Consider the following 16,436-nt stretch of genomic DNA (forward strand, 5'->3'; position numbering starts at 1 on the left):
TGAGTGCAATAAAATAGGGCACTACACGTGTTGAGGTAACTCTTTTAAGTTTCACGTTATTTTCGTTGTTCTTATCTGCCGTCGTCAGTGGCTTTTTCTTTATTGTAAAAGTGCATCCGTGAATAGTTCTTAGTGATATCTCACAAAAGAAAGGGACTGTATGCTGTCGCTTAATTGATGAGCAGGTTAAAAGTGAATGGCTGTTTAGTTTGCGTGCTTAGATATATCAATCAGAGTGTTCTTAGTATGATGGTGAAGTGGGTTTTTATTGTTTTAAATTTGGTTTAACCGCTAACCACCAAGCTACCATGACTTTTCTATGTGAATAGACTGCGTAATTAGTCACATTTACTCGATAGGTGTGGTGAATAAAAAGCAGATTAAGTAAAAATGTCGCAGGATTAAAAACTCGCTGTTTTTTTGTTTTATATCAAATTTCGAGGTTGCGATAGAATTATTGAAGAAAAGAGGAAGGCACTACAGCCTTCCCAATAATAGCTATTGTTTCTTTCTTTTCGGGGTTTTGGCGGGCTTCGGTAACACGATCATGTCGCACTCTGCGAAATGATCTTGAAACGCGCGGTTGTTCTTATCGAAAATCACGATAAGGTTACCGAGCCCAAAGCAGGATGTCGCAAGACGAATCAGTGCTTGTGTAGGGCGAATATTACTACCGTCAGCATTTTGAATACGCAGGCGCCAGGCCCGCATCCCCAGCGTCTGACCGGCTTTACACCAGAAGTAGCCGTAGAACCCGCAAATCACACAGGCGAGATAGGCGGTGTAAAGAGGCTGCGCGATTGGGTGATGGGTGAGGAAATCACTGGCATCTTGATAAGGTGTCATCGACATCCCGAGCGCTTGTGCGATAGCCAATGCTGCCATCACCGCGCCGCCCGCAAGCATAAGTAATGCGGCAACAATCAAAAGATCATAAACCCAAACAGCAAGACGGCGAAAAAAACCGGCGGTTGGGCATGCAATAGAAGAAGTCTGCATGGTTTAGCTACATCCAAGTATCAAAGTCGCCGCTAGCCTAGCACATTCACTGTTTGGGTGAGTAAGCTGATAGGGCGGTTTTGCGATGTCGTTTGCTCATGATTACACCGCCTTTGATGTATTTAACCGCGAATTGGTTAAAAATAGCGCGAACAAACATTTTTTGTTTTTTAATGCTTGCACTCGAAAGGGCGGTACGTATAATTGCCAGCACTTGCCGAGATGGCGGAATTGGTAGACGCAGCGGATTCAAAATCCGCCGCCTTAACGGGTGTGAGGGTTCAAGTCCCTCTCTCGGCACCAAATCCCAAAAAAAGCCCCTGTTGAAAGACAGGGGCTTTTTTCGTTTATGTCGCCTGAATCGTGATGACTTCACAATCCTCGGGTATCGCGCAAGGCAAAGCGAACACGGCAAGGTATTATCGAGCCGTGGTTGTCACAGGGAGTGGTATGGTGCAAGTTCGCTATCAAGACATCGCCGTTTGGGTAAAAACGCAAATCGATCAAAGGGTGTGGCAAGCCGGTGAGCGGATCCCTTCCGTTCGTGAGATGAGCCGCCTCCAACATGTTAGCCCAATGACTGTCATGCGCGCTTATGAGCAGTTAGAAGCAGATGGCTGGGTTGAGGCTCGCCCCAGAGCTGGATACTTTGTGCGTCCGCATTACAATCAATTGTCCTCCGACTCTTTGGCGCGTCCTCAAGCAGACTCTCATTGGCTGCAGGCGCATCAAGATGTCTTTGATGTGATCAGTGCGAGCAAGTCAGGCTCGTGCTTTCCGTTCGGCTCGGCGTTCCCTGATCCCACGCTATTTCCCATGCAAGCGTTAGGGCGGGCGATGGCACGAGTTCTTCGTCAATCATCGCATCCAGATTATCTCACCATGCTTCCTCCCGGCGATGAAGGCTTGCGTCGCATGATTGCGCAGCGCTATCTGCGGCAAGGAATAAAAGTGGCGATGGATGAGATCATCATCACCAATGGTGCCATCGAAGCGTTAAGCCTATCACTGGCGGCCCTGACTCAGCCCGGGGATAAAGTGATTATCGAAGCGCCAGCCTTTTATGGGGTGCTGCAAACCCTTGAGCGGTTGCAACTGGAACCCGTGCCCGTGCCGGTCGATCCTGAAACGGGAGTAAATATAAACGCGCTTGAAGCTGCGTTGAGTACTCACCACGTAGCTGCTTGTTGGCTGATGAGTAACTTTCATAACCCAACGGGGGCATCGATTCCTGAAAAAGATAGACCAGCACTGGTATCACTGCTCGCGCATCACCAAGTCCCTTTAATAGAAGACGATGTCTATGGTGAGCTCTTTTTCTCTGAATCACGCCCCATGCCACTGAAGTGTTATGACAGCCAAGGGCTGGTTTTGCATTGTGGGTCGTTTTCGAAACAGTTAGCGCCTGGTTTCAGGGTCGGTTGGGTGGCGGCAGGATGTTATGCCACACAAATTGAAAAGCGACAGTATGTGTCTAGTTTATCTGTCGGTGCTCCTAACCAGCTCGCTATCGCGCATTATTTGCAGCAGGGTGGATATGACGCACACCTGCGCCGTTTGCGCACTGCCTTGTTACAGCGTAAACACGCGGTACGTGACAGTCTGCGTCGTATTTTGCCGACGAGTGCATCGATCACCGACCCTCAAGGTGGCTACTTCTTATGGGTCACACTGAATAATGGCATGGACACTCGCCAGCTATTTCGAGAACTCCTGCCATATGGCATTACACTCGCACCGGGCGCTTTGTTTGCCACTGACGATCGGTTTAACGACAGCTTCCGCTTAAACTTCTCTATCAGTGCACCTGAGACTGTTGATGCTGATGCGCCAGCGAGCGTTGACAGCGGCCTTACACAGATTGCGACTGTGCTCTCATCTTTATCAATAGCCGATACTGTTACAGCTAAATAGCGGTGGCTTTGTACTAATCCCGTCACTGGCCCTAGGCATACACTAACTGGGCACACACTTTAGGGGGAGAAAAGGATGAAATCAGAGCTAAGCATGATGGTCGTTGCGATTATCTGCGCAGCCCTACTGATTCTGGGCCATGTCATCATTATTGAAACATTGGCTTACTACACGTGGGCTGAATGGACCGCTGGCGCCATCCCTTTTGTACTTTTCTTTATGGCGTGGGCGTCTATTCGACATTGCCGCGCGAAAGAGCGGGCAGAAGAGCGCCAGAATCAGCATTAATTGAACGGTAATCTTTGGCGTCTTGACGGTTTTTGTTTGTTTTGTAGACAAACAAACCGCAAGGCGCATTTTTTTTATATTTAGGGGTTGCGGGAAAAACTGAAATCTCTATACTGCGCTTCCTGTCGACGGGGCAATGAGACGCAAGTCACGAAATGCCGACCACTAAATCGACACGCTCTTTAACAATTTGACCTATGCAATCTGTGTGGGCACTCGTTGAGAATAGACAAAAAGATTTATTCGATGAACTGAGTGACCAAACGATAACTTTTAGTTATTCGGCACAGTCAATTCGTTTTTCTCTTCGGAGATAAACAGTAATCAGTATTCATTGAGCTGAAACTTCGGTTTCGAAAAAACTTTAATTGAAGAGTTTGATCATGGCTCAGATTGAACGCTGGCGGCAGGCCTAACACATGCAAGTCGAGCGGAAACGGCAGTATTGAAGCTTCGGTGGATTTACTGGACGTCGAGCGGCGGACGGGTGAGTAACGGCTGGGAACCTGCCCTGACGAGGGGGATAACCGTTGGAAACGACGGCTAATACCGCATAATGTCTACGGACCAAAGGTGGCCTCTACATGTAAGCTATCGCGTTGGGATGGGCCCAGTTAGGATTAGCTAGTTGGTAAGGTAATGGCTTACCAAGGCGACGATCCTTAGCTGGTTTGAGAGGATGATCAGCCACACTGGGACTGAGACACGGCCCAGACTCCTACGGGAGGCAGCAGTGGGGAATATTGCACAATGGGGGAGACCCTGATGCAGCCATGCCGCGTGTGTGAAGAAGGCCTTCGGGTTGTAAAGCACTTTCAGCAGTGAGGAAGGTAGTGTACTTAATACGTGCATTGCTTGACGTTAGCTGCAGAAGAAGCACCGGCTAACTCCGTGCCAGCAGCCGCGGTAATACGGAGGGTGCGAGCGTTAATCGGAATTACTGGGCGTAAAGCGCATGCAGGCGGTTTGTTAAGTCAGATGTGAAAGCCCGGGGCTCAACCTCGGAACCGCATTTGAAACTGGCAGGCTAGAGTCTTGTAGAGGGGGGTGGAATTTCAGGTGTAGCGGTGAAATGCGTAGAGATCTGAAGGAATACCAGTGGCGAAGGCGGCCCCCTGGACAAAGACTGACGCTCAGATGCGAAAGCGTGGGTAGCAAACAGGATTAGATACCCTGGTAGTCCACGCCGTAAACGATGTCTACTTGGAGGCTGAGGTTTAAGACTTTGGCTTTCGGAGCTAACGCATTAAGTAGACCGCCTGGGGAGTACGGCCGCAAGGTTAAAACTCAAATGAATTGACGGGGGCCCGCACAAGCGGTGGAGCATGTGGTTTAATTCGATGCAACGCGAAGAACCTTACCTACTCTTGACATCCAGCGAATCCTTTAGAGATAGAGGAGTGCCTTCGGGAGCGCTGAGACAGGTGCTGCATGGCTGTCGTCAGCTCGTGTTGTGAAATGTTGGGTTAAGTCCCGCAACGAGCGCAACCCTTATCCTTGTTTGCCAGCGAGTAATGTCGGGAACTCCAGGGAGACTGCCGGTGATAAACCGGAGGAAGGTGGGGACGACGTCAAGTCATCATGGCCCTTACGAGTAGGGCTACACACGTGCTACAATGGCAGATACAGAGGGCAGCGAGACAGCGATGTTAAGCGAATCCCTTAAAGTTTGTCGTAGTCCGGATTGGAGTCTGCAACTCGACTCCATGAAGTCGGAATCGCTAGTAATCGCAGATCAGAATGCTGCGGTGAATACGTTCCCGGGCCTTGTACACACCGCCCGTCACACCATGGGAGTGGGCTGCACCAGAAGTAGATAGCTTAACCTTCGGGAGGGCGTTTACCACGGTGTGGTTCATGACTGGGGTGAAGTCGTAACAAGGTAGCCCTAGGGGAACCTGGGGCTGGATCACCTCCTTACTGACGCTATTCTTGCGAGTGTTCACACAGATTGTATAGGTTGAAAGTATAAAGAGAGGTTTGGCATCCCAATGCCAAACACGCCTAGGAATTATTGCTTAGGCGTGATGATTTGCTTGGATAGCAAGGCGCTTGAAATGCGAATGGCCTGAGCATAGAAAAACTATGTGATTGCCTGAGCAATGAAGGCAACGCGGCTAGCGAAGATAAATCATCCGCATAAAGTCCCATTCGTCTAGAGGCCTAGGACACCGCCCTTTCACGGCGGTAACAGGGGTTCGACTCCCCTATGGGACGCCACTTGGGTTGTTAGCTCAGTTGGTAGAGCAGTTGACTTTTAATCAATTGGTCACAGGTTCGAATCCTGTACAACCCACCATTTCTCAGACGCGGGGCTATAGCTCAGCTGGGAGAGCGCTTGCATGGCATGCAAGAGGTCGGCGGTTCGATCCCGCCTAGCTCCACCAAGTCTGAAGGATGGGCGATTAGCTCAGTTGGGAGAGCACCTCCCTTACAAGGAGGGGGTCACTGGTTCGAGCCCGGTATCGCCCACCACGCTTTAAAGGTTTTTACTTAAGAATCTTTAGAACGTGGTTTATTTAGCAATAAACGACATGCTCTTTAACAATCTGGAAAGCTGACAAGTCATTCTTAAAGAATGACAGTAAAGTTCTCAATCAGTGACAGAAATGTCACTCACACAATCAAGTGTGCTTGGGCTTTGTCTTAGTGATAAGCAAAGTCTCTATTTTGAGTCCGGCAAAAACAAAACCTTAATTAGTTGATGATTCAACACTCAGTGGTTTTGCGACGCAGATTTCTTTTTTAGACAATCTCGCGCGAGGCGTTTGTCGCAGGGAGCGTAACGTGTTACGTGACCAAGCAAACGGTGAGCAAGAGGCCGTATAAAAGAGAAAGATCGAGCAAAAAGACCTCTTGGGGTTGTATGGTTAAGTGATTAAGCGTAGACGGTGGATGCCTTGGCAGTCAGAGGCGATGAAGGACGTATTAACTTGCGATAAGCCCAGATAAGGCAGTAAAAGCCATTTGAGTCTGGGATTTCCGAATGGGGAAACCCACCTGCATAAGCAGGTATCTTAGCGTGAATACATAGCGCTAAGAGGCGAACTCGGGGAACTGAAACATCTAAGTACCCGAAGGAAAAGAAATCAATTGAGATTCCGGCAGTAGCGGCGAGCGAACCCGGAGCAGCCCTTAAGCGGCTTAGGCGTTAGGTGAACAGGTTGGAAAACCTGGCAATAAAGGGTGATAGCCCCGTAACCGACAGCGCCTTAGTCGTGAAATCGAGTAGGACGGGACACGTGATATCTTGTCTGAACATGGGGGGACCATCCTCCAAGGCTAAATACTCCTGACTGACCGATAGTGAACCAGTACCGTGAGGGAAAGGCGAAAAGAACCCCTGTGAGGGGAGTGAAATAGAACCTGAAACCGTCTACGTACAAGCAGTGGGAGCCTCCTTTGTGGGGTGACCGCGTACCTTTTGTATAATGGGTCAGCGACTTAATGTTAGTAGCAAGGTTAACCGCATAGGGGAGCCGTAGGGAAACCGAGTCTTAACTGGGCGTGTAGTTGCTAGCATTAGACCCGAAACCGAGTGATCTAGCCATGGGCAGGTTGAAGGTTGAGTAACATCAACTGGAGGACCGAACTCACTAACGTTGAAAAGTTAGGAGATGACCTGTGGCTAGGGGTGAAAGGCCAATCAAACTCGGAGATAGCTGGTTCTCCCCGAAAGCTATTTAGGTAGCGCCTCGGACGAATACTACTGGGGGTAGAGCACTGTTAAGGCTAGGGGGTCATCCCGACTTACCAACCCTTTGCAAACTCCGAATACCAGTAAGTACTATCCGGGAGACACACGGCGGGTGCTAACGTCCGTCGTGGAGAGGGAAACAACCCAGACCGCCAGCTAAGGTCCCAAAGTTATCGCTAAGTGGGAAACGATGTGGGAAGGCTCAGACAGCCAGGATGTTGGCTTAGAAGCAGCCATCATTTAAAGAAAGCGTAATAGCTCACTGGTCGAGTCGGCCTGCGCGGAAGATGTAACGGGGCTAAGCGATACACCGAAGCTGCGGCAATGTCCTTATGGGTATTGGGTAGGGGAGCGTTGTGTAAGCTGTTGAAGGTGTGCTGAGAGGCATGCTGGAGGTATCACAAGTGCGAATGCTGACATGAGTAACGATAAAGGGGGTGAAAAACCTCCTCGCCGGAAGACCAAGGGTTCCTGTCCAACGTTAATCGGGGCAGGGTAAGTCGGCCCCTAAGGCGAGGCCGAAAGGCGTAGTCGATGGGAAACGGGTTAATATTCCCGTACTGCTGCTTACTGCGATGGGGGGACGGAGAAGGCTAGGTGGGCCTGGCGATGGTAGTCCAGGTTCAAGTGCGTAGGCTGATTTCTTAGGCAAATCCGGGAAATCAAGGCCGAGACACGATGTCGAGCCACCAAGGTGGTGAAGTCATTGATGCCATGCTTCCGGGAAAAGCCTCTAAGCTTCAGGTAAGTAGCAACCGTACTCCAAACCGACACAGGTGGTCGGGTAGAGAATACCAAGGCGCTTGAGAGAACTCGGGTGAAGGAACTAGGCAAAATGGTACCGTAACTTCGGGAGAAGGTACGCTGCCCGCGGTGAAGTCCCTTGCGGATGGAGCTATGGGCAGTCGCAGATACCAGGTGGCTGCAACTGTTTATTAAAAACACAGCACTGTGCAAAATCGAAAGATGACGTATACGGTGTGACGCCTGCCCGGTGCCGGAAGGTTAATTGATGTGGTTATCGCAAGAGAAGCCATTGATCGAAGCCCCGGTAAACGGCGGCCGTAACTATAACGGTCCTAAGGTAGCGAAATTCCTTGTCGGGTAAGTTCCGACCTGCACGAATGGCGTAATGATGGCCACGCTGTCTCCACCCGAGACTCAGTGAAATTGAAATCGCAGTGAAGATGCTGTGTACCCGCGGCTAGACGGAAAGACCCCGTGAACCTTTACTACAGCTTGGCACTGAACATTGAGCCTACATGTGTAGGATAGGTGGGAGGCTTTGAAGCGGCGACGCCAGTTGCTGTGGAGCCATCCTTGAAATACCACCCTTGTATGTTTGATGTTCTAACTTAGCCCCGTTATCCGGGGTGAGGACAGTGCCTGGTGGGTAGTTTGACTGGGGCGGTCTCCTCCCAAAGAGTAACGGAGGAGCACGAAGGTGGGCTAATCACGGTCGGACATCGTGAGGTTAGTGCAATGGCATAAGCCCGCTTAACTGCGAGAGTGACGGCTCGAGCAGGTACGAAAGTAGGTCATAGTGATCCGGTGGTTCTGAATGGAAGGGCCATCGCTCAACGGATAAAAGGTACTCCGGGGATAACAGGCTGATACCGCCCAAGAGTTCATATCGACGGCGGTGTTTGGCACCTCGATGTCGGCTCATCACATCCTGGGGCTGAAGTCGGTCCCAAGGGTATGGCTGTTCGCCATTTAAAGTGGTACGCGAGCTGGGTTTAGAACGTCGTGAGACAGTTCGGTCCCTATCTGCCGTGGGCGTTGGATGATTGAGGGGAGCTGCTCCTAGTACGAGAGGACCGGAGTGGACGAACCGCTGGTGTTCGGGTTGTGTCGCCAGACGCATTGCCCGGTAGCTAAGTTCGGCACAGATAAGCGCTGAAAGCATCTAAGCGCGAAGCTGGCCCCGAGATGAGTCATCCCTAGAGCTTCGAGCTCTCTAAAGGGTTGTCGTAGACGACGACGTTGATAGGCAGGGTGTGTAAGCGCTGTGAGGCGTTGAGCTAACCTGTACTAATTGCCCGTGAGGCTTAACCATACAACACCCAAGAGGTTTTGGGTTGGACTTAAAATAAGCCAGTTGATTGTGGCGAGAACGAACAGCTTTCTAGATTTAGGAACGAATTTATCAAATACATCCTTGTATTTGACCCTGACGGGCCGCACTGAAGTGCGTTAAATTTTGTTCCAGACAAAATTTTGCTTGGCGACCATAGCGCTTTGGACCCACCTGACTCCATGCCGAACTCAGTAGTGAAACGAAGCAGCGCCGATGGTAGTGTGGGGTCTCCCCATGTGAGAGTAGGACATCGCCAGGCTTTAATTGCTTATCTTGTTGATAGCTCGATGCTGTTGATATCTGCGATGCTCATGTACTGACGTACACTGCGCGTCTCGATTCAACATTCTCATCGCATCAAATAAGATAACCTAATTAAAGCAGCTACATATAAGGCTTTAATTAGACAAAATTTAAGCATCAAAGCAGATATGCGTAAGACTTTGATGAGAAAACACCAAGCCCTGACCTTATGGCCGGGGCTTTTTTGTATCTTGAGGGGGCATCAGCCCTGTGCGTCTCGCTTCAAAAACCTCTACGTATAGCTCGCAATGTAAGCATCAAAGCGGATATATGTAAGACTTTGATGAGAAAATACCAAGCCCTGACCTGATGGTCGGGGCTTTTTTGTATCTGTCGCTTGGGTGACTGCTGGTTAAGTAGAAGAATGGGATTGAGGTTGCCAGTGTAAGCAAAAATCCCAGAAGCGAGTGAGTAAACCTGACTGGTATTTATCTTTGTGACGCACGAGCCAATAGCGCCGGGATAATAGCAGAGGGAGTTCGAGGGCAACGACTCGACCGTCGGCAATGGCGTGTTGCGCGGAGAGCTTAGACAGATATGCCAAGCCTAACCCGGCACTCGCGGCGTTTAAAATCGCTTCTGTGGTATTAAGCTCGAAAGAAAGGTGCCAGCGCTCGAAGCGAGGAGCAAGGCGTGAGAGAAAGTGCTCGCGTGTGCCCGAGCCAGATTCGCGGATCAGCCAAGTTTGATTGTCGAGATCCCCAACACTTAACGGCGCTTGACTGACAAGTGGGTGATCAGGGTGACACACCACTGCCATCTGATCACTTAGCCAAGGTGTTTGCAGTAAATCAGGATGTTGGATTTCACCTTCTATTAAACCGATATCCAGCTCGAAATGTTGTAGGCGAGCGATGATCTCTTGACTGTTTGCAATCACTAATGTTTGTTGTTGATGCGCGGTTGCATGACGAAAATCGCTGATCAGTGCCGGCAAAAGCTGGTTACCCACCGTATCGCTTCCCCCTAATCGTAGGCAGCCAATCAGCTGGCTGTCGTCTTTCAGTGCCGCGCTAATCTCATCGCTGCGGGTCAGCAATTCATCCGCTTTAGGGATCAACGCAGCACCTTGGTCGTTAAGATGGAGTCGGTTACCGCGTCGATCAAACAAGGGGTAACCGAGCTGACTTTCTAACTCGGAAAGCGCCATGCTGACCGCTGGTTTACTGAGAAACAGTTTCTTGGCGGCGGCGGTGATCGTGCCCTCTTGCACGATAAGTAAAAACACTCGCAATTGAGGAAGTGAAAGTGCCATTCAGACCTAGTGATTGAGGGTTTGGGCCACTATAAGACCGCTTGCTATCAATGACAACGTTAACGACGGTCGGTAATCCAATGTTGGATTTCTTGTTGGGCCTGTTTTAAGGGTTGGTAGTAAGGCGATTGTCTGTCCGTATGCTGGAGAACGAAATCGATACTACGTACCACATTCCGCCAACGCGGCGTTTTGGGAACCGTTTCAAGGTGCAGGTATTTATCCAAGGTTCTTGTTTGCAGGCTACCTTTGTCGGAATAGACGCGCCATAAACCGCTTTGCTCGGCCAAACCGACTTTATCTCCGCCCCATGCCTCTAACGCGAGGTTCATCGCGATGACTAAGCTGTGATGTAAGCTGTCTGACTGCATTGCAGGCGTGTGCTCACTGGTTGAGGGAAATGATGTTGAAAAGCACGTCGTTTTTAAGCGGTGCTGCAAGTGCGATAAGGCAGTGGCAAGCCGTCCGATTTCATCTTGGCGTTGACGATGCGTCACTGGATAGTCAAGCTCACCGGCTGCAAATTGCTCGGCGCACCAAGTCAGTTGCAACATAGGGAGAGCAAGTCGATGGGAGAGCCAGTGTCCAATAAATAGCAGTAATACAATCAGGGCTATCACCAAAGTCACACTGATTGAATATAGGCGATAAAGCGGCTGATATGCGCTTTGCTTAGGGGTGCAAGTTATCAGTGCCCAAGACGTGTTGCCGATGCTGACGGGACGATAGGCGGTCAGTTGTGGCATCAATGCATAGTCGTTGGGTGACAATACTCCTTGTTGACCCTCTAAGCTTTTTATAATTGCCGCTTGTGGTGGGGAAACAGCGAGTTTGGCATGACTTGAGCGGGGTACCCAGCCACTGAGTAAGGACTGATGCGATTGATCAATAAGCCATAAGCCTGAATGAGGGCGTTGAAGCTGGCGTAGCATGGCGGACAAGTTGTCCGTCGTGGTACTTACCGCAAGAATACTTTGGATCTGACCGCGTTTCAGAATAGGGGCGAGATACCATGCTTGCATGGTGCGTGAACCTTGTGGAGCAAAGTGAGTGCGTACCCACTTAGGGCGTTGCTCAGGTGGGGCATCTAATAGTTGGGTGACGGCTTGGTGTAGCCTGGTATCCGCGAGCAACTGTGGCGTGGCTTTGACGGCAAAAACGAGGTGTTGGCTTCGGTCAAACATCGCCACATTATTGAACTCATACCTTGCCATCCATGATTGGTATTGACGGTTAAACTGTCGGTAAAGGCGGTGATAATTCTGGTTGTTGGTCTTGAGGTGTGTTCCTGCGTTTTGCTGCAGGATTTGCATGAGCTGTCGGTGCGCTTGGGACGTGTCTTCACCTAATTGGGCGAACGCATTCGGAAAGCCATAGAAGCGCCCACCACTGCTAATCGCCAAGTCGGAGTCTGCAAGGTTAACAACGGCACGTACCTGATCATGAAAATATTCTTTGATGGTGAAATAGTAGCGATCCCGTTCGTTCTCCAGCTGTTGGTGGGCTTGGGTGATCAACAGCTGTGACTGACTCCATGTAAAGTAACCGGTCAGAATTACCACAGGAATAATGCTAAGGCTAAAAAACCACCACATAAAGCGGCGTTGAAGACGCGTTGAGTAACCCATATCCATTTGCACGCTGTGAGTACCTCTCCCTGATCACGCGGGCTTGAATCGCAAGCGGCTGCCAAAAGGCAGCCGCGAGAGGGTAAACGCTAACACGTCCGATGAGCTAAAACTGTGACCTGCTGTCAGGTATCAAGCCTTAAAACTGTGTTAGTGCGCTGATTGATGGTGTTATCAGCAACTAGCGCGATTTTTGCGCATGATAAACTGCGAATCGACGTGTTTTCGCGAGGGTATCGCACTGACCAAACCCTTTTTCAATAAGCGGTGGGTAACGTAAGAAGCTATTGGCGACGATCACCAGTTGGCCGCGACGGCGCAGATAACGAGGGGCGCTTTCCAGTAACGACTCGGTGGCGTGATAATGTGTCTCTAGCCCTTCATGGAATGGGGGATTGCTGATAATGGCATCAAACTGCTGTCCACTGACGGCACTTAGCATGTCTGAAACCAACACAGAACCTTTGAGTCCATTGGCCTCAAGGGTCGCTTGTGTCGAGGCAACGGCTAAGTGATTCACATCGACAAACGTCAGTGCGAGCTTGGTGTTGCTCGCCAACAATGCGGTGCCAATGACACCAGCGCCACAACCGACGTCAATCACATCCCCTTCCATAGCGGGGAGGTTTTTCAGCAGTAAAGCAGTCCCGTCATCTAAACTTTTTTGGCTAAATACGCCGGGGAGTGCTCGGATCGTGAGGGTCATCTCTGCGATTTGTAACGGGTAGTCATTAAACCATGCCGCTAACTCAAACTGAGGCGCTGGGGACGTGCACTCGCCGTAATACAGGCTGCACCGGCGCGCAGAGTCTTGTTTGGTGACGTGGCCATAAGGCGCAAAACGTTTTTCGATGCTTTTGACGCCACTACGGTTTTCACCTACCACTATCCAGTCAACGTTGGCGCCGAGGCGATGGGTGAGCATCGCGAGAAGAAAGTCAGCTTCTGCTTTCGATTTGGGCCAATAAAAGAGCACAAGGTCCACCGGCTGCTCATCATTATACTCAGCACCTGCGTGCACAGTTACACCCGTACCAGCCATGCGCGTTGCATAGCCGTGATGCGTGGTAAACACAGAGACACTTTTTGCATGTGCGAGGAGTTGCCGAGCAAAGTCATCTTCTAGCTCACCTGCCAATAGAACATGTTTGTTTTCAAATAGCGTCAGGTGGCGCTGCGCAATTTCACTCGGGGCCGTTAAACTCATGATCGTTCTCTTTACGTGATTCAGACGTGACAATCGACGCGCTTATTAGGTGCGCGCTGGGGAGCGGATTGTCCCACAAAGCGCGCACTAGGCCAACCTATGCCAGGTTAGGCATTGTCTTGGCGGTCGAGGAAACGCTCGAACTCAATTTCATACATGCGAAAGAGGACGAGGGTGAGCGAGAAGATGATAGGGCCATAAATCAGTCCCATCAATCCAAATAGGTGCAGGCCGCCAAGCAAAGAGAAGAAGATGAGCAAGGTATTCATCCCCGAGTTCCCCTGCATCAAAAACGGGCGTAGCAGGTTATCAATCGAGCCGACCACCACCACGCTCCATATCAATAGCCCTAGCGCCCATTGCCATTCGCCCGTGATGGCTAAATACACCACGGTCGGCAGCCATATAAGTGCTGTGCCCACCACGGGAATAAAGGAAGCGAAAGCCATCATGGTTCCCCAGAATAGGGCGGGCAGTCCCACGGCCCACATGGCTAGGCCACCGGCTGCGCCTTGGGCGAGTGCGGTCAGAAATGAGCCTAACACGGCAGATTTGGCGACTTTCTCGACTTCATCGAGCAGTTGATCTTCTTGGCTGCGAGAAAGTGGGATCACATGACGCAGAGTTTGAATGATGCTTTCGTGATCTCGGAGTAAAAAGAAGAGCACAAACAGCATCAGCATAAAGTTGATGAAAAAGTTGGTCACATCGCCAAGTACTTTGGAGCTGAATTCTAACATTTGCCCACTGAATGACGACATCCAAGCAGCGAGTTTCTTCACCGTTTCTTGCGGGTCAATCAAATCAAATGGCAGCCATTGATTGAAAAAGTGGAGCGCACCCTGAACTTGCGGGTTATTCATCAGGGATTTTGCGCCGCCATTATTCAACCAGTCATAACTTTGGGTAAAAAAGCTAACACCTTGTTGGATGATGGCTGCGGCGACTAAGGTCAGCGGGATAATAATAATAAAGGTTAGCAGCACGCAGGACAGCACCGCGGCGGTATTTGGGCGATCGCCCAAGCGTTGCTCGATACGGTTATGCACCGGAAAAAATAATAGCGAGACGATGAAGGCCAGCACAATGGCGCCAATATAGGGTTCTATAAGCAGATAACACGCGTAGGTGGCAACGATAAGCGCTGCAATCAGGGTCCAGTGTTTGGGCTCGACGCGAAATGACGGGCTCACAGGCGTATCCTTTTTTGCTGAATGTCGGTGGGCGATGCCCTCGATAAACGAAGGCGGATCGGTGATCCGCCGTATTTATGAGCACCTTACCACAGACAGATTAGTCTGCGTCAGCTAAAAAAATCGCCAAGAGATCGTTTAAGAATAATTTTCCTTTTGACGTGATTTGCCAGTGTGAGCGGGTGTCTGTGATTAACCCTTGCTCAATCGCCTCTGTCATTGGCGCATCGAGTGTCGATAGCGGTAAGCCTGTCCGCTGGACAAACTCAGCTTTGGGGCAAGCTTCCAATAAACGGAAGCGATTCATAAAGAATTCAAAGGCCAGCTCTGTGGGTTTGACCCATTGACTATCGGTTAGGTAGGCCTTTTCCGGGTCGAGGTAGCCGCGCGGGTGCTTGACTTTGACTGTGCGCAACACCCGTGCTTGACCTTGATCTGGCAAGGTCAGTTTTCCATGCGCCCCGCAGCCAATCCCCAAATAGTCGCCAAACCGCCAGTAGTTGAGATTATGCTGGCATTGCTTGTTCTCAAGGCTGTAGGCCGAGGTTTCATACTGCACATAGCCGGCGTCTGTGAGCAATTGATGGCCTTTGTCAAAAATATCCCAAAGGATGTCTTCTTCTGGCAGCGTAGGCGGTTTGGAGTAAAACTGGGTGTTAGGCTCGATGGTTAACTGATACCAAGACAAATGCGGTGGATTGAGTGCAATGGCCTTTTCAAGATCCGCCAGCGCCTCTTGCTCCGATTGATTGGGTAAGCCATGCATCAAATCGAGGTTAAAGCTATCCAATCCGGCTTGGTGTGCGAGCTGAGCGGCACGTTCGGCCTCTCCCGGACCATGAATACGCCCTAAGCGCTCGAGTTTATCGGCAGAAAAGCTTTGTACACCGATAGAGATTCGATTGACGCCCGCTTGACGGTAGCCAATGAACTTATCGGCTTCTACCGTGCCAGGGTTCGCTTCCATGGTCACTTCCATCTTTGCGCTTGGCGTTAGGCGCGCTTTGATACCATCCAGTAAGCGCTGAATTTCGGGGGGGGACATCAAGCTTGGCGTACCACCACCAATAAAAATCGAATGCAGCGGCCGATCTGCAACAGAAGGATAAGCGGCCAAGTCGGTATCAAGATCATCGAGCAATGCACTGATATAGTCCGACTCAGGGATCACCCCTTTTTGCGCATGAGAGTTAAAGTCGCAGTACGGGCATTTTTGTACACACCACGGGATGTGTACGTACAAACTTAGTGGGATCATGCTTACTGGGCCGCTTTTAACGCGTTGAATAAGTGATTGAGCGCTTGGCCGCGATGGGAGCGCTGTTTTTTCTCTGATGCGGGCATTTCTGCGGCGGTGCACTGTTGGTCATGGGGTAAGAACACAGGATCATAACCAAAGCCATTGTCACCCTGAGGACGGTGGGCAATTTTGCCTTCCCATACACCATGGCATACCAGAGGCGTAGGATCATTGGCATGGCGCATATACACGAGCACACAATGGAAACGTGCGGTACGCTGCGCATCCGGTGCGTCTTTCATTGCGTCTAGCAGTTTGAGGACATTGTCGCTATCGCTCGCTTGTTCACCTGCATACCGGGCAGAATAGACCCCAGGCGCGCCATTGAGGTAGTCCACCTCCAAACCTGAGTCGTCTGCGATGGCGGGCAGGCCAGTAATTTTTGCCGCATGACGGGCTTTGATAATGGCATTTTCAATGAACGTGGTTCCGGTCTCATCGGCATCTTCGACGGCAAAATCGCTCTGAGGCAAGACCTCAAAACCGAACTCGCTGAGTAAGCCAGCCATTTCTTTTACTTTTCCAGCATTGCCGGTGGCGAGTACAACTTTGTTCATGAATAGTACCTATTT

Annotated in this window: 9 protein-coding genes, 5 tRNA genes and 3 rRNA genes; 10 read left to right on the plus strand and 7 right to left on the minus strand. The window is 50.5% G+C overall.

Features of this window, described 5'->3' with window-relative positions; genetic code table 11:
* Positions 1–498: 498 nt before the first annotated feature.
* Positions 499–999, minus strand: a complete 501-nt coding sequence (locus tag E8E00_RS01680) for an RDD family protein (protein WP_096629953.1) — start codon at positions 997–999, stop codon at positions 499–501.
* A gap of 216 nt (positions 1,000–1,215) precedes the next feature.
* Here E8E00_RS01680 and E8E00_RS01685 point away from each other — a divergent pair.
* The 10 genes from E8E00_RS01685 (at position 1,216) to rrf (ending at position 9,237) form a co-directional block, all read left to right on the plus strand.
* A tRNA-Leu gene (locus tag E8E00_RS01685) sits at positions 1,216–1,302 on the plus strand.
* 63 nt (positions 1,303–1,365) lie between these two features.
* Positions 1,366–2,913, plus strand: a complete 1,548-nt coding sequence (locus E8E00_RS01690; protein ID WP_205907377.1) for a PLP-dependent aminotransferase family protein — start codon at positions 1,366–1,368, stop codon at positions 2,911–2,913.
* A 75-nt stretch (positions 2,914–2,988) separates the two neighbouring features.
* The gene (locus E8E00_RS01695; protein WP_069589232.1) at positions 2,989–3,201 is read left to right on the plus strand and encodes a hypothetical protein; all 213 of its coding nucleotides are present in this window, start codon (positions 2,989–2,991) and stop codon (positions 3,199–3,201) included.
* A gap of 365 nt (positions 3,202–3,566) precedes the next feature.
* Positions 3,567–5,121, plus strand: a 16S ribosomal RNA gene (locus E8E00_RS01700).
* Between the two features lie 224 nt (positions 5,122–5,345).
* A tRNA-Glu gene (locus tag E8E00_RS01705) sits at positions 5,346–5,421 on the plus strand.
* A gap of 3 nt (positions 5,422–5,424) precedes the next feature.
* Positions 5,425–5,500 (plus strand) — tRNA-Lys (locus E8E00_RS01710).
* Positions 5,501–5,512: 12 nt separating this feature from the next.
* Positions 5,513–5,588, plus strand: a tRNA-Ala gene (locus tag E8E00_RS01715).
* 12 nt (positions 5,589–5,600) lie between these two features.
* Positions 5,601–5,676: transfer RNA gene (locus tag E8E00_RS01720), tRNA-Val, on the plus strand.
* 393 nt (positions 5,677–6,069) lie between these two features.
* Positions 6,070–8,957: ribosomal RNA gene (locus E8E00_RS01725) — 23S ribosomal RNA — on the plus strand.
* Between the two features lie 164 nt (positions 8,958–9,121).
* Positions 9,122–9,237 (plus strand): 5S ribosomal RNA (rrf, locus tag E8E00_RS01730).
* The 16S, 23S and 5S rRNA genes sit together here with 4 tRNA genes alongside, the layout of an rRNA operon.
* Positions 9,238–9,633: 396 nt before the next feature.
* On the opposite strand, the gene E8E00_RS01735 is transcribed toward rrf, so the two are convergent.
* The 6 genes from E8E00_RS01735 to rdgB all read right to left on the minus strand — a co-directional run bounded on the left by E8E00_RS01735 (position 9,634) and on the right by rdgB (position 16,421).
* On the minus strand, positions 9,634–10,536 hold the full coding sequence (locus E8E00_RS01735) for a LysR substrate-binding domain-containing protein (protein WP_096629951.1): 903 nt from the start codon (positions 10,534–10,536) through the stop codon (positions 9,634–9,636).
* Between the two features lie 59 nt (positions 10,537–10,595).
* Complete coding sequence (locus tag E8E00_RS01740) at positions 10,596–12,170, minus strand: HAMP domain-containing protein (protein WP_096629948.1); 1,575 nt, start codon at positions 12,168–12,170, stop codon at positions 10,596–10,598.
* Between the two features lie 175 nt (positions 12,171–12,345).
* Entirely contained in the window at positions 12,346–13,374 is a 1,029-nt protein-coding gene (gene rsmC, locus E8E00_RS01745; RefSeq protein WP_205907407.1) for a 16S rRNA (guanine(1207)-N(2))-methyltransferase RsmC, read from the minus strand.
* Positions 13,375–13,478: 104 nt separating this feature from the next.
* The gene (locus E8E00_RS01750) at positions 13,479–14,564 is read right to left on the minus strand and encodes an AI-2E family transporter (protein ID WP_077457424.1); all 1,086 of its coding nucleotides are present in this window, start codon (positions 14,562–14,564) and stop codon (positions 13,479–13,481) included.
* Between the two features lie 100 nt (positions 14,565–14,664).
* Positions 14,665–15,822 carry a radical SAM family heme chaperone HemW gene (hemW, locus tag E8E00_RS01755; RefSeq protein WP_096629940.1) on the minus strand — a complete coding sequence of 386 codons (1,158 nt, stop codon included), beginning with the start codon at positions 15,820–15,822 and terminating at the stop codon, positions 14,665–14,667.
* A gap of 2 nt (positions 15,823–15,824) precedes the next feature.
* A complete protein-coding gene (rdgB, locus tag E8E00_RS01760) occupies positions 15,825–16,421 on the minus strand; it encodes an RdgB/HAM1 family non-canonical purine NTP pyrophosphatase (protein ID WP_096629937.1) in 597 nt (198 codons plus the stop codon).
* Between the last annotated feature and the right edge of the window lie 15 nt (positions 16,422–16,436).

Origin of the sequence: Salinivibrio sp. YCSC6, from assembly GCF_004916735.1 — a bacterium.
Classification (GTDB): domain Bacteria; phylum Pseudomonadota; class Gammaproteobacteria; order Enterobacterales; family Vibrionaceae; genus Salinivibrio; species Salinivibrio proteolyticus.